The sequence below is a fragment of the Pseudoalteromonas sp. A757 genome (assembly GCF_004103285.1).
Classification (GTDB): Bacteria; Pseudomonadota; Gammaproteobacteria; order Enterobacterales; family Alteromonadaceae; genus Pseudoalteromonas; species Pseudoalteromonas galatheae.
The window spans coordinates 13,832-36,803 of record NZ_QNQN01000053.1 but is presented as its reverse complement, the minus strand read 5'-3'; the positions used below and the strand labels follow the sequence as shown (position 1 = coordinate 36,803).

Here is a 22,972-nt window from a genome sequence, read left to right as displayed (position 1 = left end):
CATGTCGGTTTTTAGTCAATTAAACTTTATAAAGCGCCAACGTGAGTTTTGGCTATTTATGAGCTTATTCGCTATTTTATTGCTCGTTTCAGTATCTGGTTTGTATAAGCAGGTTAACCTAATTGGCTTGCAATGGTTTTCTAAGCTCAATGCCACTCAAGCAACTGAGGTCGTTGTGGTTGAAGCAGAGAACTTACAACAGCAACATCAACAATTGGTAAAAGCACTTTCTAGCTATAAGCCAAAAGCCGTTGTGTTCTTTTCTAATACAGCGCTTTCACCGCAACAAAGCCGTGTTCCTGTATATTATCCTTTTAATACGTCATCAGTCTGTCTGTTGGACACAGAAAACTGGTATGGCAGCGCAATCAGTCTCACACCACCGGCGAGCTCGTGTGAAATACTATGGGATAAGATCTTTCCTCAGCATGGTGAATACCTCAACAAAATAATAGACTATTCACTACCTTATTATTCATTACCAAAATTCAGTGCACAGAGAGTACTGGATGAGGATCTATTCACAGCACAACTCAGTGAAAAAGTGATCTTAGTTGCCCAGCATTCAAAATTTTCATCCTTGGATAGCGGCGCTTATTTCGGTGCGCAAGAACTTCCGCCAGTTTACCTACAAGCATTTATCGCCAACAGCTTTGCATCAGACAGCTTTATCCAACCTTTGCATAAAGCGATGATAACTGCACTTATGTTACTTGCATCAATATTGTTCTTGGTGTGGTACCAAAGGAATGCAACTAAGACAAACTTGGTCATCGCTTCCTTGGCCAGTATTTTACTTGTAGTTTGTGGCCTCGCTGCGCATCATTGGTATTCAGTGTTATTGCCGCTTGGGGAGTTGTTGTCTTTGATATGGCTGACGCTACTTTGGGTATTTATCTCATTGAAATGGTCAGAAGAAGAAAATCTAAAATCACTGATAGCACTAATCCAGCAACGTATGTTAGGTCGATATCTTCCGCGTCACTTCCTAGAGCAAAACGAGCCTTGGGATGCGATAATCCAACTGGTTAATCAACAGCTCAACTTGAAAAGAAGTATCTTTCTCACCCGCTTAGAGGGTGACCACAGAGTAACTGAAATACGTGCAATACACTGTCAGCTCAGTGATATCTTAGAGATGCGACGAGACTACGAGCGAGTACCTTATTCAGATGCAATCAAAGCGTTTGGCGCCATCAAAATTACCCGCCCTTTCTTCCAACATCTAGCGGAAGATGAGCAGCAGTATATCGCGCCTTTAATGTATGCGGGAGATGTTCGAGGCTTTTGGGCGCTAACTGTCACTCCACAAGATAACTTTGACGAGCAAGCGTTTATCAAAAATGTGAATCTCTTTGCGCACCAAATTGGTGAGTTGTTATTTCACTATAAAGTGTTTTCTGCTGAGCAGAAAAACCTCAAGAGCACACTAACTCGAGCACTAACCTTTTCTCTGAAAGAGCCATTAAGCCATAAAGTCAAAAATGCAATTAATGAAATGGATCAAAAACTCACCTCACTGGAGCATGTTTTTAATCAGCTCCATAGTGCCAGCATCTTATATAACTTGTTTGGCCAAATTGTGCAGGTAAATGAATCGCTTGAGCGCTTTGCTAGGGAGCATAGTCTGTCTATTTTTGACATGTCTGCTTTAGACTTGCTTTGCCGCTGTACCGAGATGGATAGTGAACAAGCCAAAGGAAAGCTACGCTATTTAACACTCAAACGTGGTAAAATCGTGTTGCCCGTCTATTTGGACAATCGCACTTATTTACTAAGCATTCGCGCCTTACTTAAACAATCAACGAGCCTTAATACCAGCACACCTTTTGAAACCAGCGGGGTGTTGTTTGAGTTCATCGACCTTGGAGAGCAATTATCTCAACTAGATGATAAAGAAGCCTTTTTAACACACTTGTCAGAGCAGCTTGCAGTTAATGAGCAGATTTTGCCTGAAGAGTGGGATGTCAAATAGATGGACTGGACATTGATGCTATTTCCGAGCGCAGGCGGACTTGGGCAGTCCGTTATTACTTGTGTTTGGATAGGCATCGCGGTTGTTGCATTCTTCAATCTTAGGTTTGGCTTCCCGCTAACCGGTTTGGTGGTCCCAGGTTATCTAGTTCCATTGTTCATTGTAAGTCCAACATCCGCCTGGGTGATCATTGTTGAGGCTATTGTCGTTTACGGCTTGATGCGGTTCTTTGCCAAAACACTTGTTGAGCGACTGGGTTATGCTGAAATGTTCGGTCGTGACCGCTTTTTTGCCATCGTTTTGTTAAGTATTATTGTTCGAGTTACCATGGATGTGTTGTTTTGGCCAGTAGTCGCTGCGCACCTCACACAATGGGACATCACGTTTGATTACGCAGCACAGCTTTATAGTCTCGGGCTTATTATCATCGCTTTGACAGCCAATGTAATGTGGAATGGCGGCTTTAAATACGGCGTAAAAGTCACTGCCATTCAGTTAATTGTGACCTATGTCATCATTCGTTTCGGGTTGATGACATTCACCAATTTTAGCATTGCTAATCTTGCCGTCATGTATGAAGCGGTTGCAGCCTCCATCATTGCAGCCCCTAAAGCTTACATTATCTTAGTGATCACCGCTTTTATTGCATCAAGAGCTAATTTAAAATACGGCTGGGAATTTAATGGTATTATGCTGCCAGCGCTGCTGGCACTGCAACTGATGCAGCCCACAAAGCTGCTCACCTCATTCGTAGAAACCGCGATTATTTTAGTCTTTGGATATTTAGTTTTAAACTTTACTCGTTTAAAACACGCCAATATCGAAGGCGCGCGCCTCATGTTGCTGTTTTTTAACATTGGCTTTGTCTACAAGCTTATTTTGAACTACGTCGTCGTCGGTTACTTCCCTGCCTTAAAAGTGACTGATACCTTTGCTTTTGGCTACATGCTATCGACCTTACTAGCCCTTAAAATTTATCAAAAAAATGCGCTTGGCCTTGTGATCCGAGCAACCTTTCAAACTTCAATTGTCGGTGGCTTTATCGCCATTTGTATCGGCTTTGCGATTATGGTTATTCCGAGCCTATTCGAGAAAAGTAATACAATAGCGATAGACGAAACAACCAGTGATTTAACACTCAGCCAAGTGATAAGTGACTACAAAAGCCAATTATATACTCAAAGTACAACCAACGTGAATGTCAGCCAATATGTAACCGAACAGCAACGCAGTTACTTTAAACAAGCTATCAGACTGATTAAACAAGACATTGATTCAAACTATGCTGAGGCTGCCACTTTACTGCGTCAAGCTGGTTTTTCTTTACAGCGCTCGACACAGTTTTTAGTGATTAAAGATAATCAACAAGATAGTAAACGAGGCTTGTTTATTATTAACTTAGCAACGCAAAAAGCACATATAATCAGTGTGCCTTATCCCACCGCTGAACGACTTGCCAGTGAGGCTGGTGGCATTTTGTTTTCCTACTGGCAAAGTCAAGCTATCGCATTTGGTAATGCACGGCCTAACCAAAGTGGCGATAAGAATGGCAAACAAAGTGAGTTCTATCGTGACTTTTTCATGGCAATGGATATCCCAGAGGTCGTCCAGCTCAGAGAAGTTAATCGTCAAGTAAGTCAGGTGTTGCACCAACACAGTTTGAAAGAAAAAGCGCAAATGTGGATATTTAACAGTGTGCCCAACTCAGTGCAACAATCTGAACTTGCTACCTTGCTCAACATCAGCGATGCACACTTTGGTCTCGCAGAAAATGCACATTTACCTTACATCCAGTTCCATGGCCAGATGATAGAGGCGTACTTAAGCTCGGATAGCTATTCCTCATTACTCAGCGCATATGGCCTACAACGTATCAATAAAGACATAGGTAAGATAAGCACAAGCGATGAGAGCATACTGGCTCTGATTGAAGCTTTTTCAAGTCACATTAGTGCCAAAGGCAGCGGCGCATTTAGTGCACTGAGTGATTCCAGTGCTGCATTGTGGGAGTATGAGGTATTAAGGCCGCTATTTTCCATCACTCAAAACCTTGAGATAGTCACCGCGCCAGAAACGCTTAAGGTAAGGCTGAGTCAAATAAATCGCGTAGCAAACCTATTACAGTATCAATTAACTTTAGTTGAAAATAACCAAGGGCAATTCGTTGCGATTTCTCCTTTAGATACCAAGTCTGCCTATGATTTGGGTCAAGGGATTTATTTTATTGCCTTGTTGGCTAAGCCATCTCTCACAATAGCCGTACCAAGACCGCTTTTTGAGAGCAACACTTTGGAATTTTCAGGCCAACTGTTTACGGCAACCCATGCAAAGTTGCTGGCAATCGCTGGTGCTCATCCATACACCAGCATCGACGCAAACGTAATGGCAGCCGATAACGTGCGCTCATTGTTTAATGTGGTGTATCAAAGTGCACAGCGCTACTTTTATGATAACCCTTTACTTAATTTACAGATCCGCAGTCATAGCGCGCCCGCAAGTGTCAGACCTTCAGCGCTTGCTTACCAATTCACTACGCCTAACCCTATTCATAATGACACTATTGCTAAACTACAAAGGGTGCTGGCAGATCTGGGTGTTAATACTCAAACCGTATTAGGACAAGAAGCGACAAGAGGCTTAGAGCTCGGGACCACCCCACAGTCTGGATATCAGCTGTTCGCGCCAAAAAGTGAGTTAGCGGCACTGTGGTTGGCATCAGATTTTAAATCGCACTTTGCTATTGCCAATGATGCCTTATTGCAGCGCCTTTTGGCTATTGCACACACACCTAAGCTCAAAGTAATCGACTTACTTACCCTTTCTCCAAATGATTGGCACGAGGCCACTCCGCAATTTATTGACGCACTTAACGTGGCCACAAGGCGTTATGCCACCACCCAACATTTACCGGTGCTCCATGCACTCTGCCAATTCGAAAGAAAATGTGACATAAGCGTTTTCAGCACACAGAGAAATGGTGAACTGGGATTAATGTTTACGCGTGACAACAGACTGCTAGCGTTATACTTACCAAGAAGAAATCGCGTTATTGATTTAGCCACTTATGCGAAAGCGGTTCATGAGGGGCGTTATGTTTTGGATTAAGCAGATATTACGATTTACTATTGTTGCGGTTTTTCTACTACTTTTCGTTTGGGTTGCCGTTACTTTCTTTGTGTGGGTAAAATCGGCGGAACCCTCAAATACTTCGACTCTATTTAATATTCGCTCCAATGTTCATTGGCTAAAAACCGACGGTATACTGAAATTTTCATTTTCTCCCTCTCGGACTATGTCTGTTCGGGTGTTGTCCAATGGGATATTCGAATCTCAGCCGTTGGATGATCAGCCTGTTAACTACGCTATTGAATATCAATTGCTTGATACAAAGGGAACGGTTATTTATAAAGGTACTTATCACCATGCGGCTAAAGCTGCCTCAAACGACTTTCAGCAACAGGTAAAACAGATTATTGAAAACCGTGAAGCGTTGGCCGTGGCGTCGGGGCAATCCTTCTATTTAAATCGTGAAGAATTACAACAGGCTACAACTATCACTTTAAAGTTGATACCAGAAAATGCTCAGCTTAAAGGCGTTGTGGTACGTGTCCATGCCCAAACCAGTAACAGTATTACCGACCCCGCCAAAGGGTGGCTTAAAAGGCCAACAGAGTGGCGCGAACGCATGACGAATTATCACACTATAGGTGAAAACGCCTTAACCAACGAAGAAAAATACAATTCGGTCATGCTGGATTGGCAAAAACTAGCACCACAGGGCGTGCCAAACATCGACTTTCGTGCTGACTTGTTATACGAGTCACTCCCCTACAATGTGCTTAACCATGATTTCTCGACCCAGCTAGATTTAGACAGTTTGTTTATTTCTGAGCAGCTTAGCGCCAGTTTTCGTGTCTATGAACACACGGAATATTCACTAAGCCACCCCGAAAATGCAGATCTTATTTTTGTTTGGCACGATTTACGCCAACTCGACGCGCCAAAGCAACTAACGCCTGAGATGCTATCCAATACGCAATCAAAACTGAGCAACTTACCAGCCGGCCTTGTAACCATTAGCTCAAATTCTCCAACCAGCATTCGAGTATTTGGCAATGGTGTTGATCCAATAGTCCCGCTGCATAGCTATTATTACATGTTAAACGCACAAACGCCGGTTTACTATCAAGTGTCACCTGAAAGCGATATCGCTCTAGAATGGCGCGCGCCCATTGGCAGCACTATTTCGGTAGGTCTCTATAGCAATAATAAACTAATCAAGCACTATGCTTTTACCGCAACAGCAGAACAAGCTCTGTACGATAGACTGATAACTGAAACCACGGAGCGTCAAACCTTACCAACAGCCCAAAAGCGCTACTTGGCAATTCCAAATAGCGTTAACCAAATAAAAATTGAAGCCGAAGACGCGATGGTGAAATTGCAAGCCCGCAGCCCAACATTTAATTACCTGAGCCACCGCTGCGAATCTATATGCAACCCTGAAAACCCAACCTATCAAGGTATCGATGCATGGTTTAGTCAAAAGGCCGACAACCACTACCTTTTCCATACACAAAAACAGATAGTGTCCGTGCGTCTATTTGAAGCGCCACCCGAAGTACCTGAGTTTCTACCTCAATATCGCTCCAAAGACTTGAATCAACTTTTACCTGTCTCAGATATCGCACTGGTACCCATTGAGCAAGTTTACTTTGACAATTCAGTACCGAAAATGGAATTTGAGTATCGTCAGATAGCTAAATCTGAACTCTTTAAGCTCGGTGAAGCAACAAACTACCCAAGCAGTGTGATTGTGAAGCAAAAGCGTAAACCAATGCTATTTGAAGTTCCCCTGAACAGCTTGCAAGTAGAGGCGTTAGCTAACACCCAAGCACTTTTTATCAATCAAGGGTTACCCAGAACCGTGAGGAAGATCCGCCTGTACAAAGTGGCTAAAGCGACACCACTCACTGTTGCTGTTAGTGATAATAACCTGCAACCTAACGCTTTGGTCGTCAAAGTATTTAGTGCCGACCCTCAAGATGAAATCACCGTTGCAACCACTCTGGATAGCACTAAGGTACTCACCCCAAGCGATGAGTACACCATTTTAGCTAAACACTTTGTCCTACATCCAAACACAGCACAAATGAGGATGTTTTTTAACCCTAGTCACACTGAGCTGTACGAGTACCCAAGTATTACTTTGCCACTGTTTCAAGACTTAACATTGCCTAACACCATAACGCTTCGCTTTTCACATGATGTTTGGATAAGTGTACTGGAGGAACATGAACAGCCTGATGCAACATTAAACTGGTGGCAAAATGAGACGCCTTAGTAGCTACGCGCTTTACATTACATTCAGCCTGCCATTAAATGTTAATGCTGCGGTTCCCAGCAGCAGCACAATGGCGCACTGGTTTAACCAACCTGTGACGCTCGACGGCTGGCAATTAACGCATCAAGCAGAGCAATTTACATTGACGCCAAAGCCTCAAAGTGATGCGCATGGCGAAGTCATTTATGCGCCAAAGCATCGACCTTGCGTGGTATCTGTTCCACATCGTTTTCATGATAAGCATACACTGACCATTGGTGAGCATATTTTCCAACACAGTTGCCAAGTACTCGTGAGCAACACAAAGCACAGATACAAGAGCAATGACACAGCAAAAACCTATGATTACGCCAAGCAAACACACAATATTCACGCTTCAGCGGTTGTAGGTTTTACATCTTTACATCCAAAAGCAAAAGTGTTCCAAATACATGGGTTTAGTCAGAAAAAGCGAAAGTCCGACGCAGGTAAACTAAGTGAGATAATATTAAGCCAAGGCAAAAGTAATAATGACACACTATGGAAGTTGAAATCTTGTCTTGTTAAACAAGGTTATCGGACGCTGATTTATCCGCAAGAGGTGCGAGAATTAGGCGGGACGAAAAATGTCCTACATCAACTTACGCTCCCAGAATATAGTTTTATCCATATTGAACTAAGCTATCAAATAAGAAAGCAATTAATTAATAACAATCAACAACTAGAGCAGTTTACTCAATGCGTGCAATCACTTTTATAATGACACTATTGCTGTTTGCAACGATATCCCGAGCCAATGAGGTAGGGACACAAACGGCTGCCCAATGGGTTGATTTGCCACGTATGCAACTTACTCAAGCTAGTGCCAACAAGTATTTCGCACCGCAGCAAAAAGCGTGGTTGTTTTTGCCAAGCCGTGCTTGGTTAGTCACAACACCAAATTCCCTTGAGACATTTGAGTTTTTTGCAGGTGAAACGCCAGAGCTACAGCGTGCTATTCCAACGTCCGACTGGTTATGTGCTCAATCCCGCTGCCAATTGAGCGCAACGGAACAAAATCGATTAATTCAGGTTGCATACCAAGGTGATAGTGATCAAACTCTCGCACTTTGGCAGGGCAGCATGCACAGCCACAGAGATCCTTATCGAAGAGCCCTTAGACTGCCGGGGCTTGACGACCAAACACTACAATTAGCGCAAGATACAGAGCGCTGGTTCCGTCTACAGCCTACTCAAGTGACAAGCGTGTTCTTTGAACACGCCAAAAAGCTCAAACTAGAGGTTCGAAAAGATCTGCATGCGATTGCGCAAAATGGCACCGTCACGATTAAAATCAATGGTGAGGTTATCAGCACCATTGCGATATCAGATATCCAAGCGGACGAGTACCTTGAGCCTAAAGTAGGCTTGTCTAATCAAGATTACATTGCCGTCCCAAAAGGTAGCTACCTCACCATCACAGCTACCGTGCCTACCTATGTCAACTTACTACAAATGCATCGTGGTATATACGATGACAATGCAGGAATAAAGCAGCAAGAGCGGTTGTTTAACCCATACTGGAGCAAACAGCTAAACGAACAGCTCAGCACCCTCTACATAGATGGTGATACTTCATCACTCGCTTTTAACGTTGAAGACACAGCAATAGCTTTTAAGCGTAAGCAAATGCTTAATGATATTGCCTCTACGGTTTATTTTTTAACGCCAAGCTCTTCTCAATCGCTCACTCATCATGTTGCCCTAAGCGGAGTGACACTTGGCAGTCGCACAGTCTCAGGTCATGTACTGCTCACCTCAAGCGCCCAGCGAGTGAATTACATAACGTCATCTCAGCCACTTAATTATAACCTTGAGAACATATCAAGGATTGATAACGAGATTACTCTATATATTCGAGCAAGAACGAAAGAGCGCTTAACCATCACCAGCGAGCATGATCAACACTCGCTGCTGGTTACACCTAGCGGTCACTTTCAAAGGCTTACCCTAAAGGTAAACCCAGCATCGACAAATATAACGATAAAAGGTGCTAAGCAAGCGCTTGATATCGCTGCAGCAGTGAATCGCTTACAACCATTTCCCGACTTCTTACCTATGACGCAGGAAGCATTATCCAAAGGGTCACTTATCCAAGAACTGCTGACAAGAAGCAAACAAAATAGAGCAGATACTTATAATTTATCTCTCAGCGGGCTGAGCGCACCAGAGTTAAGTGTCAAGACAGACAGCCATAGCCAGTTTATTGCCATCAAAGTACTTGCAGAATTGCAAATCGTAGCAAAGACTAAGCCACTCATTGCACTTGCAAAACTGAAGCCTCATTTGAACGGCCATAGCGAGCAAGTTATGCTAATGGCTTGGCAACTTAATATTGCTATTTTGACGCAACTAGAGCGCAGTGGAAACGCCGAGGTACTACTAAAATCACTACTTAAAAGTAGCGCTCAATCTTTAAGAGAATACGCTGCCAATGAGCTGCTCTCGAGATACTTAGTACTGAGTGAATATGTTCAAGCTAGCCTTTTGTGCGCCGCCTACGGAGCGGATATTACACAATATCAATGCGATGACATTCTGTTGACATACCTGCTTGACTCAGGAATTGTGCAAGAGGCGCTTTGGACAAGTCAGCAAATGATGCTAACACCTGAACAAGCCGAGCAAGTGGCTATGATTCAAGCAAATGAATTTACCCAGCCTCAATACAGCCTTGATCACTATGGTGTACAGACCGTGGAGTCGATGGATGATCAAACCGAGCTACACTCACTAAGCCCTGGTAACCCCATCAAACTTGTCGCAAAAAAGCCATTGACAGTAAAACTGAGCGCACGAGCGGCTTACCAAGGGCAACAATATAAAAATACTCAATGGCTGCTGTACGAACACAACGGCGAAACTAAGCTATTACCTATATTTAGCGATATCGCCGCAAACTTACAATTGCAGCCACAAGCCACTCGGTTATCTATTGCATCACAGCAATATATCCAGTTAGCAGCGAATGAAAGCCTCACCCTTTTCAGCGAAAACGATTTGTTTGTGGATATCAAGGTGCAACCAGAAGCTTCGAACATTCTCGCAAATGCAGAGCGGTCTGCACACCTGGTTAGTAGCGCTGATTTACTTCTAGCTAATGAGCTCAGCGCTAGAGAAATTGCCGTAAATACTTTATATCAACTGAGTCAACAAGCACTAACAAATGAAGACTACAATAGAGTCCTTCAACGTCTTCACCCAAGCCTATCGGGTGATGCCATCTTAACCGATTTATATGCTCGCCTAATGCGCTATGGTCAATGGCAAGCCGCCGAGCAATATACAAGCTATGTGGGTACACAAAAGGTCGAGGTCGATACGCTTACAGCACGAAGCTTTGGTGATCAGATAACTGCACACCTCACAGAAAATCAGCTGTCTGGTCTGTCGCTCAGAGCAAATGAAATACTGACTATTGATTTTTCTGAGTACCAACACGTCCAAGTACGACTAAAGTTTGCTTACTCTTCCGCTAAGCACGTTGTAGCACCGCCTGCTAATGTAGAGCTAGTAGGGCCAAATCAAGGTGATGTCATCTCATTGCAACCTACACAACCGCTCTATTACGGCATTAAACAAATCGAAACACGCCAAGGGTTACTGCAATTGCGCTGGCTCAACCCTCTATCTGGACAAAGTGTGAGCGTACGCCCGCAATACTTCGATCAAGGTCAATGGCATGATATTCCATTGGATACTAGACAAATTTTTTATCGCTCTGACAAAAGCACTCCTATCACGGCAAAATTAACTCGAGATAGCCTGATTAAAATTGAAACTCTTGCAGACGGTAATAGAAGTGAGGCCACCTATTTTCACCCAGCGGGACAAGTTTCACTTACCGCTCAACAACAGCAAACGTTAGCACGCATGTCTATCTGGACGTTAAGCCCAACGTTGCATCGCGTTAACCTAGTGCCTGAAGTACCACTGCTTTTAAAAGCCAAACAACCGTTGGCTCCAACAAGTGCTGAGCCAGTATTTCAGCACGCTCGTATTGAAACCGATGAAAGTCGCACTGGCGTCGAAGGCTTTTTGAATATTGATAGCGATGACATTGTACAAACAACAGAGCCTAGTCCTAGCAGAACCACACTCGATTTAGGCTTGTCATTAAGAATGAAAGATGAGAATAACTGGTATCGTATCGATACTTTCTACACGATGGACAATCATCATCAAGACACCTTCTCCATTAACGGACAATATGATTGGCTTTCACAACAGTCGAGTTGGTTTGCAGAAGCGAGAATACGTAATCGCTGGCAAGATGCAACGGCCATCAGTGAAACCCATTTAAGCTCAAGTATTTCGGCAAAGCTTGGCCAAATTCACCGCTATAATACTGGTTTTAGAAGCATTTGGTGGTGGCAGCCTTTTTACACTTACACCAGTATCAGTAAGGAAGAGTTTATTGCAGACGAGCAAATTGGTCCTGATATGTACACCTTTTACCGTAATAACCATAAACATGGCTGGCAAGCGCATGCTGGGCTGCGCTATCAACCTTGGGTTGATAGCTACTTCAGCTCAAGCGTTACTCTGACGTCTAATCAGGATTGGCAAACGCTCGATAATGCACTGTTTTCATTTGATTGGAGTCAATTTTATCAAGGCCATATTTTCAGCGCAGGATTAACATCAAGCTATGTATTTGCTGATCAGAACCGCCCCAACCCAACATGGCAATACTTAACTCAATTAGGTTGGCAAACGGGTTTTGACTTTAGTCATGACACCGCTGGTTGGTTGAGCGTAACTTGGACTCAAGACTGGTTTAACAATACACATCAAATCGGACTCCAAGTACGTTTAGGTAATTTACAGCAAACTGCTTTTGCCCCCTATGCGCATGACGAAATCATTTTCGAGTCGTTACAGCTAAGTCATTTATTAGAGCAAGATTTACATGAGCGCTAAAGCCTTAAAGAGTCAATTAGAAGCCCTATTTTTTGCCGAAACTGAAAGGTTTTGGTTAAACCTATATCAGCATAAGTATAGTGCGCTGATCGACGAACTATGTGCATGGGAGCTACTCTACAACCGACCTGAAAATGAGGATGAAACCGATTGGCTTATGCTTCAATCTATCGCTTTTTTAAGGCATAAGATTGAAACCCTAAATGAGCAAATTTTGCAGCTAGAGGTTGCTCACACCGGATTTGTTCAACGTATTGCAAAGTCTGAATTTGCCAGCGAAAAAGAACTACATATTATCGCCTATGCTCAGGAGCTTGGCGCAACTAAAACGGTGTTAGAGCAAGATAAAAAAGCTTTTTCACGATGGTTTGACGAAGGTGCTGTGGTTGCTCGATATCAGCACCAAGTTGCCTCGCTAGAGCAACAGATTAAGTTTTTAATAGCTAAACTTGGCGCGCTAACTAATCGTTATCTACGTGCCCACCACGATACGCTAGAAAATGCCTGGCAACGCTTAGATTTGCAGCCATTTTGCTTGAGCTTACTCGGTCATAGTCAGAATCAACACATTCGTCATGGCTTGATCCGTGCACTAGTTAATATGGTCGCAACGTTAAATAGTTATGAGGCCGACCCAGAATTAAACGCAGAGCTTATCGCCAAGCTTATTGAGCTGCTTGAGTCTGACAACATGCCCTATCAGGCAACCGTCGACATTTTAGAGATTTTAATACATCAGCGCCCCACCTTTATTCGCGCCTATATGTGGGCTTTACTAGAGGAAGCGAACAACAACGATAGCCAGCAAGTAGACGCGGAAATACTTTATATTTTAAGTGTTTTCCCAAAAATTATTGTCAGCCAATCAAAGCTCACTGAAAAAGATTTCAATATGCTTCGTGCGCTGAGTGAGCACACATTGCCAAGAGTGCGACAAGTCACTTTAGAGCTTGTCGAGTTTTACCCTACGGCATTTGCACAAGATTTAATAACCAAGCGGTTTGAACAAGAGAGTGAAAATGCCGTTCGCTTCACTCTGATAAAACAGCTATCCGCAGACCGATTTTGTCAACAGGACTTCGCATTTTTATTGTGGCAACGCGTATTAAGGAGTGATTTTAGTATGCAACTTAAGCGCTTGGCTCTTGAGCAAAGCGCGCGTATTATGCTGAATATGCAGCTAGAGTCAGATCAAACTGATCTCTGTTTTAGGCGTTTTATTGATACCTTAAATGACTGTTTGTCGAGAGAAACAAACATCGCGGTTTGCCGTTATATAACCAGAGCCAGAGAACAGTTAAGTAGCTTCTATCATCAAGCCATCATAGCGCAACTCAATGCATCTCTTGAAGCCAAAGAGCAAAGTGAAGCACTTGCAAATTGGTCTCGAGATGAATTAGGCCGCTCACTTTCTTATATTGCGCAGCGTGGTCAAAGCCTCAATGCCTCAAAAATGAAAACAGGCTGGCGCATTCAACAGGGTTACCGTCAAGCAAGAAGGTTATGGCGAGTATTACACGAAATAAGACACCCAAGTACCGATAAGCGTCAAAGCTATTCTCACACTAAAGCGAAAAAGCCCAGCGTGTTGATCCATGCCCCCAGCTGCACTACCGCAGAAATTAGCGAAACAACAGTGCCTGGGGAGTTACTCTTTAACCTCGCGGAGCAAACCAGCAGACCACATTTGCCATTGCTCGACTTTCTGCTAAGCGTGCTTACCAATGACCATAGTAAAGAAGATGCCAAAACCTATACGCCAGATGGTATTTTAACGGTCATTCCGCCACCAACTTTATGGCGACGCTTAAAAGCCTACTGGACTATAACGTGGCAGTTTGCTGATCTTGACCATCTACGAAAAGGCAACGAATTAGAGCAAGGTAAGTATTTAGACACACTTAACACCCTTGGGTTTTCGTTGCACTTTAGTGCCTATGGTGACATCGCAAAAGCACCATTCCCTGTCGCGACAGACATTCAGCGACTTTATACGCGCTCAGGCGCTACTTCAGCGCTGCTCACCATTTGGAGCAGTTTTAAAGAATATGTTGATGCTATTTATCAAAATAGTATTTCGCAGCTGGTTTTCTTTGTGCTTGCATTTATCAGTTACTTTTGGACTCGCCATATTTATATCAGTAAAAGAATAAAGCAAAACCGCAAACACATTCCGGTCTCCATTGGCGGCTGGGGAACCCGAGGAAAGTCAGGAACCGAGCGTCTAAAATCAGCGTTATTTAGCAGTTTAGCCCTGAGAGTTGTGAGTAAAACCACCGGCTGTGAGGCGATGCTTATCTATTCAAAGATTTCTGGCGAACAGTATGAGATCCCACTTTTTAGGCCCTTCGATAAAGCGAGTATTTGGGAGCAAGCTGATGTTTTACATTTTGCAAAACAAGTAAAAGCGGACGTTTTCCTGTGGGAATGTATGGGCCTGACTCCTAGATATGTAAAAATTCTAGTTCGCTGGATGAAAGATAATTTTGCCACCATTACCAATGCCTACCCAGACCATGAAGATATTTTGGGCCCAACAGGTTTAGATGTGGCAAAAGAGATGTCTGCTTTTTTAGGCTACAACACCCAAGTGTTCACCGCCGAGCAGAATATGGCCTCTGTGCTCAACTTGGCCGCGGAGCAAAAAAGCACCTCACTTATTCAAATTCATTGGGGAGATGGATATCAGATCACACCTGACATCCTCGCGAAATATCCCTATGCCGAGCACCCAGATAATATCGCTTTGGTCTGCAAGATGGCACAATACATTGGCATTAATAAGGACTATGTCTATAAAGAGACGGCATCTAGAGTTATTCCAGATGTTGGGGTGCTACAACAGTTTGCAACCGCAAAGATTGGTACAATTAGCCAAAGTTTTATCAATAGCATGTCTGCCAATGAACGCTTGGCAACGATTGAAAACTGGAAACGTCTAAACATCGTTGAACAGGGAAAGCAGGGGCAAATTGTTGCACTGATCAACAACCGTAACGATCGTGTTGCGCGTTCACAAGTATTTGCGAACATTCTGGCCAACGATCTGCATTTTGATGTAGTTGTCGTTATTGGTACCAATATTGATGGCTTTTTTAAGTACTTTCTCACTGCACTGGAAAACCTCTTACACGGTATTTTTAGCAACAATGACCACGACTCACTGCGCGACTTACTTGGCCGTTTTAGGCTTTTACTATCGAAAGAGACGCTGATTGCATCGTTAAATATCCCTACAGACACGCTGCCTGAATCTGCGTTTTCAAGTATCGACTCACTACAATCACAACTTAACAGTGAAGATGAAACACATCAGCTAATTCTAAAACGTTTTGAAGCGTGGACAATTGCCCATTCGATTTTGGAAGTTGAAGATCTGAACACTAAGCTTTCACAAACAGCGGCCCTCGCAGAGCAGCTTGCTACACTCAAATGCACGTTAGTGCATGACAGTGATATCAAGCCCGATCCGTTAAATCAAATCATCGCTAAACAAGCGCTGCCAAATGAACATCAAATCATCGTCGGGATGCAAAATATCAAAGGCGCGGGACTCGGCTATGTATACATGTGGCAAAAGTGGCAATTATTTAATCAGCATTGCGAGCGTTTGAGCCGCCGCAGCGTGACACAAACTGAGTTTAGAAATGGCCTAAGTAGAATCTTGCAGCAAGAGGAACTCAGTGCGATTGAGTGTCAATACTTGGCTGACAAGCTCGAATTGTTTGCAACTTTGCCCAATGCCCAAAGCGAATTCAGTCAAGCTGAATTAACGCAAATAAAGCGCAAGCTTGAGCAACAGAAGCAAAGGTTAGAAAGCAAAGATAATACCCGAGCTCGCTCGCCGCTAACACGCTTTTTGAATAAATTGGTCGAGTCATTTTTAGATGCCGGCGCGGCGGTAAAAAGAAAGAAAATAGCAGTTCAGGTATACAAAGATATCGCCGATTTTAGGATCACAATAGAAAAGGCAACGCTCATTTTAAGTGAATTAAATCGCTCGCAAAAACCAGGATGGCTGAAATTACAAAGTGGTAAGCGCCGCAAAAAATAGCTAGGCGCTCGTTACCCAACCATCAAAACGTAGATGAGTTTAATGATCAGCGTTACCATTAATAACGGCAGTACATATTTGGCATACTTTTGCATTTTATCTAGCCCTAAACGCTGCTGATACTTTTCCAATAAAGGTATCAAGACAACCAATGCAATGACTAAACTCACTAATAATATAACTACGTTCATCTTAGCTCCTCTTTCTAAACAGGTATCTTACAACCAGTGTTCACTTCAAGCAAAATTCCAGCTATGCTCATACACACATCTGACCAGTAGAATAACAATGATGAAAACTGCTATCACCGAATTATTTGGCATCGAAAAACCCATTATACTCCCCGGCATGAGCTGGATTTCTGTACCTGAGCTTGTTGCAGCAGTAAGTAATGCAGGTGGCTTAGGCATTTTAGCCACAGGTCCGCTCAGTAAGAACGAAACACGTGAGGCAATACGAAAAATTCGTGAACTCACCGATAAACCTTTTGGCATTGGTGTGACCTTAATGATGCCTGGCGCCAAAGAAAATGCCAAAGTCGCATTAGAAGAGCGAGTGCCTGTTATTAATTTTTCTTTAGGAAAAGGCGACTGGCTGGTAGAAGCGGCTAAAGCCTACGGCGGGAAAGTTATTGCGACTGTGGTGACGCAAAAGCATGCCTTAGCAGCACAAAAATCTGGTGTCGATGCACTATTGGTTACTGGACATGAGGCTGCAGCCCATGGCGGTGAAGTGACTTCACTGTGTTTGGTGCCGAGCATTGTCGATATTGTTGATATACCTGTGATTGCCGCAGGGGGATTTGCCGATGGTAGAGGGCTTATCGCCGCGCTAGCACTTGGCGCAGAGGGGGTTGCGATGGGTTCTCGCTTTGCAACATCCAAAGAAAGTCCTTTGCATCAACATGTCAAAGATACCGTAGTAGAAAAAGACGTTGAACAGACGATTTATTCCAAAAACTTCGATGGTCTTTATGCTCGAGTAATGAAAGCTCCTATGGCTGAAAAGGCAACGCGCCGCCCAATGAACTTTTTCATGGCCACCATAAAATCATTCAAGGCCGCTAAAATGGTCGACATGCCTTTATGGAAGCTACTACTAGGACTGCTTTCTCAATTCGATAAAATTAAGATGCTGTCGCTCTTTGGTGCCGCCACCGAAAAGCTCGAAGCCGCCACTATTCACGGAGATTTAGACCATGGCGTACAGTTTATTGGTCAATCTCAAGGCTTAATTCAAGAAATCGAGTCAGTACAAACCTTAATGGATAATATGATGGCTCAAGCCACTGAGGTGCATTTACGTATCGGCAGCATTACCCCCGATTAACGGATGTTTGGTATTGGCGCGCTAAAAGCGGTATTATCTTGCTTAATATCGCTCTGGCCTTAGTTGCGCCACTCAAGTGCTGACCATAAATTCTGATTTTATAAGTGACTTTCAATGCCTAAACATTATCTTTTCTACATTGAGCAGCCATATAGCTTTGCTATTCTGAGACCCCTCCAAAACGCTATCCGTGCTAACGGTGACGTGGTGAAATGGTTTTTAAAAGGTAAAGATGTAAATTCAAGTTCACTTGCAGCAGGCGAAGTAGAGTTACTAAGCGTAGAGGACGTCAAGGCGTTTAACCCCAGAGCTGTGTTTGTACCAGGAAACGTTGTTCCTGACTTTTTCCCAGGTGCCAAAGTACAAGTGTTTCACGGATTAGAATATAAAAAGAAAGGTCACTTTGGGATCCGCGGTTTCTTCGATTTGTATTGTACTCATGGCCCTATTACAACTGCGCCATTTAAGCAACTAGCACAAAAGCATGGCTATTTCTCGGTGATTGAAACTGGTTGGCCAAAGCTCGACCCGTACTTTGATTACACCAAGCAAGAGAATGAAAAGCCAGTCATACTGTATGCTCCCACTTTTTCACCAAATCTCACGTCGCTAGAAGCATTACATGCGCAAATCAAACAGCTAGCAGAGTCAGGAAAATACAGAGTCCAACTTAAGTTTCATCCTAAGACGAAACAGCAGTGGCAACAGATGTACATAGAACTTGAAACCATCAGCGACTTTGAAATCGCCGGGAATGACAATCTCATTCCACTCATTCAACAAGCTGATGTAGTGATTTCTGATACATCTAGCGCTGTAGATGAATCACTGCTAATTGGTAAGCCGGTTATCACTTTTAATAACCACCAACCTCAAGATGCATTAATCAATATTACCGACGCCGGCAAATTATCTGAAGCGGTCGAACAAGCACTTAATCTGTCCCACGCACAAAGTGAACGAATTGAGCAATATATTCAGCAAGTGCACCCTTATCGCGATGGTAAAAGCGCAGAGCGCATACTCGCAGCGACAGAGACTGTAATAGCGGCTGGATTAAAGCGTAAACCGCTTAATTTATTGAGACGTTACAAAATACGTAAAGCACTAAATTATATGAAGATAAAATAAAATTTGTGACCTTGAAAAAATAAAAAAGCTCACTTAACGGTGAGCTTGTTCATATTAATTTATCACTAACTTTAGCAGTCACACTGCCAGTATTGATTGCCAGTTTCCGTCAAAGGTGGACGACAAGGAATGCGACTGTTTGCGCCACCAGCAATGTTTGGCGTTTGCTCTTGAGGCAAGTTTTGTTGTTTATCTAGTTGTTTTAAAGCTGTTTTTTTAAATTTTAATTTCATTTTCTTATCCTTGAGTTATTTTAATTAATTTACAAGCTGTATTGTTCAAGGTTGCAAGGTTGGCGAATAGCGTTCTCCGTATCGCCACACTAACCTAAAATACAGTAAAATTAGCAACGGCAATGCCCATAATCCGTACTAGTCAAGGTTTCTGTAAAGGTAAGCTTAGGCTTTTATCTAAGTGCTTTAGTGCCGATTTTGCTTGCTTTTACTTCATCATCATTTCCTTGAGCTAGTAGCATAGTGGTCAAAATTCATCACTACCCATAAGCTGCCATGAAAAAACAAAAAATTCAACAACATTAACAAAAAAACTAAAATTAAAATCACCCCACAACAACAAAATCACATAAGAGATTGTAAAATATGATTTTTATCAAATTATCTCGATAACTACAAACCACAAAAAGCGAGAATCAAGTAACAATAAATTAAAATACCATCACCTCAACTAGGCATCTTGTTGCTTATCCATAAAATCAGCCATACGCGCGAGTAATTCAGCTTCTGTGAGATCTTCTTTGTGCGTGCCAATCGTCCAGACATGACCGAATGGATCTCGTAGCGTTCCCGCCCTATCACCATAAAACTGATCACAAACGGGCGTGACTTGTTGCGCCCCCAATTCAATTGCCCCCGCAAACACAGTGTCCACATCGTCAACATACAGCATCAAGCTAACCGGCGTGCCGCCAAGCTCTTTGGGATCTTTAAAGTGTGCATCAGGGCACATATCTGAAAGCATTACATAAGAGTTACCAATCAGCAGCTCCGCATGAGCCACCCCTCCATCTGGCATAGGTAACTGAAGCTTTACGCTAGCACCAAAAGCGGCTCGGTAGAACTCGATGGCTTTTGCTGCACCAGCCACAATGAGGTAAGGCGTGAGTGAATGATAACCGCAAGGAATTGAAGAGGTCGCCATTATATGGATCCTATAAAGTCCGTTAAATTCCCTCTAAACCTAGCCGATTATTTGAAATATGCGAATTAAAATTGCGATGCTCACGTAGTTTCAGCGATGAGATTTACTCATAACTCGAGTGTTGATTAACGAATTATTTACCTATATGCTGATTTGGTTTTGTTCATAAAACACACAACAACATGTAAGGGATCAGTATGAAACCAACCTCTATTTTACGATTGGCTTGGACGAGCGGTGCTCTCATCCTCGCAAGCCAAACAAACGCCTACGACTGTAGTAATTTAAGCCCTTGGTCTGAACAACAAGTCTACAGACAAGGGGATGTTACACAGTCCCAAAACCAAGCATATGAAGCTAAGTGGTATAGTCAAAACGACAATCCAGCAGGACACTCCGGTCCTTATGATGTCTGGCGGTCACTGGGAGCTTGCGCAACGGGCTCAGGTCAAGCCCCGAGTGTCGTACTCACCAATCCAAATGATGGCGCTGTGCTGGGCAAAAATGACAACGCTGTTTTTTCAGCTAATGCCAATGATGTCGATGGTGATCTGGCTTATGTCGAATTCTTAGTGAATGGGCAAGTCATCGCAACGGACAATACCGCGCCATTTCAAACCACTTGGAACGCAGTACTTGGCGAATATAATATCAGCGCAATTGCCACTGATGCCCAAGGGCTAACCGGAAGTTCGCAATCAGCACGGATCACAGTAAAATCGAGCGGGGAAAATTTACCACCGAACGTATCCATTGCAGCTCCAGCCAACGGCCAGCAGTTCTATCAAGGGGATATGGTAGGGATCAGCATCACAGCCGAAGATAGCGACGGTACTATTGCGGGAGTGGAAATTAGCCTGAACAACCAGCTTGTCGCGGATCTAACCACCCCACCTTTTCAGTTTGAGTTCCAAGCGGAACAAGTTGGCGTAAACCAACTAAATGTAAAAGCGATAGACAACCAAGGCTTGATGAGTGAGGCAAACCTTGCCATCGGTGTGTTAACAAAAGTAGGAGGAGGCTGCCAAGGCCTAAGAGCATACAGCGCAGGACAAAATTATCAGGCCGGTGAATTGGTCGCTCATAATAATCATAAATATCGCTGTGATATTGCTGGTTGGTGTAGCTCAAACGCGCTGTGGGCATACGAGCCAGGTGCAGGCCAATATTGGACAGATGCATGGAGCGATTTAGGGATCTGCGCAATCGCGCCAACCGTAACGTTCGAAAGCCCATCCAATAATGGTACTGTTTTGGTCAATGCGCCCACCACTATCTCTGTCAGTGCTCAAGATACAGACGGCAACATTGCTACGCTGTCACTCTATGCCGACAGCACACTCCTCGCCACAGCCAATCAAGGAACGCTTAATCACAGCTGGACACCAATAGCCCTCAATCCAGTGAGCTTAAAAGCCATTGCCGTCGATAACGAAAGTAATCAAAGCGAGCAAACAATTACAGTGAATGTAACTGATAAACCGATTGCCGTTGATTTACTCGCCCCCACTAGCGGCAGCCAAATTACCTTGGGTAATTCCACTCAATTGATTGCACAGGCATCCTCTTTTGTTGGACAAATCACACAAGTCCAGTTTTATGCTGATGGCGTGTTACTCAATACAGACACAACGCCACCCTACGAATATAGTTATGCACCGGCCTCAATCGGCACAAAAACACTTTATGCCACGGCCACTAACGACAATAATGATCAGGTATCCAGTAGCGGCGTGACAGTTCAAGTCATCGACAAACCCATCGGTAAAAAGCACAAATTGATCGGCTATTGGCATAACTTTGTCAATCCAGCGGGTTGCCCTATTCCACTTGATCAGATGTCTACTGCTTGGGACATCATCGATATTGCCTTTGCTGAAAATGATAGAAACTCGAATGGCACAGTGCACTTCACACCATTTGAAAAAGACATTCGCTCTAACTGTCCGCCTATCGACCCGGTAAAATTCAAATCTGACATGCAAGCACTACAAGCGCAAGGTAAAGTTTTTGTGTTAAGCCTAGGTGGTGCAGAAGGCACAATTACCCTCAATACGGATTCCGATGAAGCAGCATTTGTCAGTAGCCTCACCGATATTATTCAACAATGGGGATTTGACGGGCTCGATATTGATTTAGAGAGTGGCTCGAACCTTGTGCATGGCTCTCAGATCCAAGCTCGGCTGCCTAGAGCATTAAAGCAAATTGAACAAAATATTGGTGGCAATATGGTACTTACCATGGCCCCTGAGCATCCCTATGTACATGGTGGCATGATTGCCTATTCCGGTATTTGGGGTGCTTATATTCCACTTATAAACGAGCTACGCGATACATTAGATTTACTTCACGTACAGCTATACAACAATGGTGGCCTACCTAACCCATATGAACCGGGAAGTGCTCCTGAGGGCTCAGTGAACATGATGGTTGCCCATGCAAAAATGTTGATTGAGGGATTTGACCTTGCTGATGGCACCCGCTTTGCGCCACTTAGGGATGACCAAGTAGCCATCGGCCTGCCTTCTGGTCCACAGTCGGCAAATTCAGGCCAAGCGCCTATCGGCAATATCATCAATGCCTTAGATTGTTTAACCAAAGGTACAGGGTGTGGCACTATCCAGCCTAGCAAGGCTTATCCGAACTTTGGTGGCGTGATGACATGGTCGATTAACTGGGACAAGTACGATGGCTATAACTTCTCTCAACCCATTGGCGATAAATTAACGCAGATGAATCAAGGAAATTAAAGTTACATTGGCCTGAGTTTGGTATGCACGGCAAACGTTATTCTGAGCTCAGGTTGATTAATCAATAAAATGCAAAAAATAAAGGCAGGTACTAGCTCGTAATAATTTAGTCCTGAATTTAAGTTGTATCAACTGAACAAAAAACACCCAACCAAATTAAAGCAACAATTCAATCATTCGCGTGTTATCACTGTATTTTTGCCAGAACCACACTGAATAACCCTATAACATAGGCTATGTAGCAATTAGCCAACGACACAAGCAAACAAGGTTGATAAACAGTCAACAGC

Annotated in this window: 12 protein-coding genes; 9 read left to right on the top strand and 3 right to left on the bottom strand. The window is 43.5% G+C overall.

What is annotated here, in order from left to right; all coding sequences use genetic code 11:
• The first annotated feature begins 1 nt into the window (after position 1).
• The 6 genes from DRB05_RS02300 to DRB05_RS02275 are packed head-to-tail and all read left to right on the top strand — an operon-like array spanning position 2 to position 16,314.
• A complete protein-coding gene (locus DRB05_RS02300; protein WP_128725507.1) occupies positions 2 to 1,975 on the top strand; it encodes a hypothetical protein in 1,974 nt (657 codons plus the stop codon).
• A complete protein-coding gene (locus tag DRB05_RS02295; protein WP_128725506.1) occupies positions 1,976 to 5,080 on the top strand; it encodes a poly-gamma-glutamate biosynthesis protein PgsC/CapC in 3,105 nt (1,034 codons plus the stop codon).
• Positions 5,067 to 7,319: a hypothetical protein gene (locus tag DRB05_RS02290; protein ID WP_128725505.1), complete on the top strand. Its 2,253-nt coding sequence runs from the start codon at positions 5,067 to 5,069 to the stop codon at positions 7,317 to 7,319. Before DRB05_RS02295 ends, DRB05_RS02290 begins: the two co-directional genes overlap by 14 nt.
• Positions 7,306 to 8,058 carry a hypothetical protein gene (locus tag DRB05_RS02285; protein ID WP_128725504.1) on the top strand — a complete coding sequence of 251 codons (753 nt, stop codon included), beginning with the start codon at positions 7,306 to 7,308 and terminating at the stop codon, positions 8,056 to 8,058. Before DRB05_RS02290 ends, DRB05_RS02285 begins: the two co-directional genes overlap by 14 nt.
• The gene (locus DRB05_RS02280) at positions 8,037 to 12,260 is read left to right on the top strand and encodes a hypothetical protein (RefSeq protein WP_128725503.1); all 4,224 of its coding nucleotides are present in this window, start codon (positions 8,037 to 8,039) and stop codon (positions 12,258 to 12,260) included. The genes DRB05_RS02285 and DRB05_RS02280 overlap by 22 nt, the downstream gene beginning before the upstream one ends.
• Positions 12,250 to 16,314, top strand: coding sequence for a poly-gamma-glutamate synthase PgsB (locus DRB05_RS02275; protein WP_128725502.1), 4,065 nt, complete (start codon positions 12,250 to 12,252; stop codon positions 16,312 to 16,314). The genes DRB05_RS02280 and DRB05_RS02275 overlap by 11 nt, the downstream gene beginning before the upstream one ends.
• A gap of 11 nt (positions 16,315 to 16,325) precedes the next feature.
• On the opposite strand, the gene DRB05_RS02270 is transcribed toward DRB05_RS02275, so the two are convergent.
• Positions 16,326 to 16,505: a hypothetical protein gene (locus DRB05_RS02270; protein WP_128725501.1), complete on the bottom strand. Its 180-nt coding sequence runs from the start codon at positions 16,503 to 16,505 to the stop codon at positions 16,326 to 16,328.
• On the opposite strand from DRB05_RS02270, the gene DRB05_RS02265 reads away from it, so the two are divergent.
• Together DRB05_RS02265 and DRB05_RS02260 are read left to right on the top strand one after the other, a co-directional pair.
• Positions 16,471 to 17,643, top strand: coding sequence for a nitronate monooxygenase (locus tag DRB05_RS02265; protein ID WP_275669071.1), 1,173 nt, complete (start codon positions 16,471 to 16,473; stop codon positions 17,641 to 17,643). The genes DRB05_RS02270 and DRB05_RS02265 overlap by 35 nt on opposite strands.
• 114 nt (positions 17,644 to 17,757) lie before the next feature.
• Positions 17,758 to 18,774: a UDP-N-acetylglucosamine 2-epimerase gene (locus DRB05_RS02260; RefSeq protein ID WP_128725499.1), complete on the top strand. Its 1,017-nt coding sequence runs from the start codon at positions 17,758 to 17,760 to the stop codon at positions 18,772 to 18,774.
• A gap of 71 nt (positions 18,775 to 18,845) precedes the next feature.
• Here the strand turns inward: DRB05_RS02260 and DRB05_RS22715 are convergent, their stop codons facing one another.
• Together DRB05_RS22715 and DRB05_RS02255 are read right to left on the bottom strand one after the other, a co-directional pair.
• Positions 18,846 to 19,007, bottom strand: a complete 162-nt coding sequence (locus DRB05_RS22715) for a hypothetical protein (protein WP_162847777.1) — start codon at positions 19,005 to 19,007, stop codon at positions 18,846 to 18,848.
• Between the two features lie 451 nt (positions 19,008 to 19,458).
• A complete protein-coding gene (locus DRB05_RS02255) occupies positions 19,459 to 19,932 on the bottom strand; it encodes a VOC family protein (RefSeq protein ID WP_128725498.1) in 474 nt (157 codons plus the stop codon).
• 197 nt (positions 19,933 to 20,129) lie between these two features.
• On the opposite strand from DRB05_RS02255, the gene DRB05_RS02250 reads away from it, so the two are divergent.
• On the top strand, positions 20,130 to 22,682 hold the full coding sequence (locus tag DRB05_RS02250; RefSeq protein ID WP_128725497.1) for an Ig-like domain-containing protein: 2,553 nt from the start codon (positions 20,130 to 20,132) through the stop codon (positions 22,680 to 22,682).
• The last annotated feature ends 290 nt before the right edge of the window (positions 22,683 to 22,972 follow it).

Coding starts and splice junctions, on each gene's coding strand:
- DRB05_RS22715 (WP_162847777.1), bottom strand. CDS start 19,007: ATGAAATTAAAATTTAAAAAAACAGCTTTAAAACAACTAGATAAACAA.
- DRB05_RS02290 (WP_128725505.1), top strand. CDS start 5,067: ATGTTTTGGATTAAGCAGATATTACGATTTACTATTGTTGCGGTTTTT.
- DRB05_RS02255 (WP_128725498.1), bottom strand. CDS start 19,932: ATGGCGACCTCTTCAATTCCTTGCGGTTATCATTCACTCACGCCTTAC.
- DRB05_RS02270 (WP_128725501.1), bottom strand. CDS start 16,505: ATGAACGTAGTTATATTATTAGTGAGTTTAGTCATTGCATTGGTTGTC.
- DRB05_RS02260 (WP_128725499.1), top strand. CDS start 17,758: ATGCCTAAACATTATCTTTTCTACATTGAGCAGCCATATAGCTTTGCT.
- DRB05_RS02250 (WP_128725497.1), top strand. CDS start 20,130: ATGAAACCAACCTCTATTTTACGATTGGCTTGGACGAGCGGTGCTCTC.
- DRB05_RS02275 (WP_128725502.1), top strand. CDS start 12,250: ATGAGCGCTAAAGCCTTAAAGAGTCAATTAGAAGCCCTATTTTTTGCC.
- DRB05_RS02295 (WP_128725506.1), top strand. CDS start 1,976: ATGGACTGGACATTGATGCTATTTCCGAGCGCAGGCGGACTTGGGCAG.
- DRB05_RS02265 (WP_275669071.1), top strand. CDS start 16,471: ATGACTAAACTCACTAATAATATAACTACGTTCATCTTAGCTCCTCTT.
- DRB05_RS02300 (WP_128725507.1), top strand. CDS start 2: ATGTCGGTTTTTAGTCAATTAAACTTTATAAAGCGCCAACGTGAGTTT.
- DRB05_RS02280 (WP_128725503.1), top strand. CDS start 8,037: ATGCGTGCAATCACTTTTATAATGACACTATTGCTGTTTGCAACGATA.
- DRB05_RS02285 (WP_128725504.1), top strand. CDS start 7,306: ATGAGACGCCTTAGTAGCTACGCGCTTTACATTACATTCAGCCTGCCA.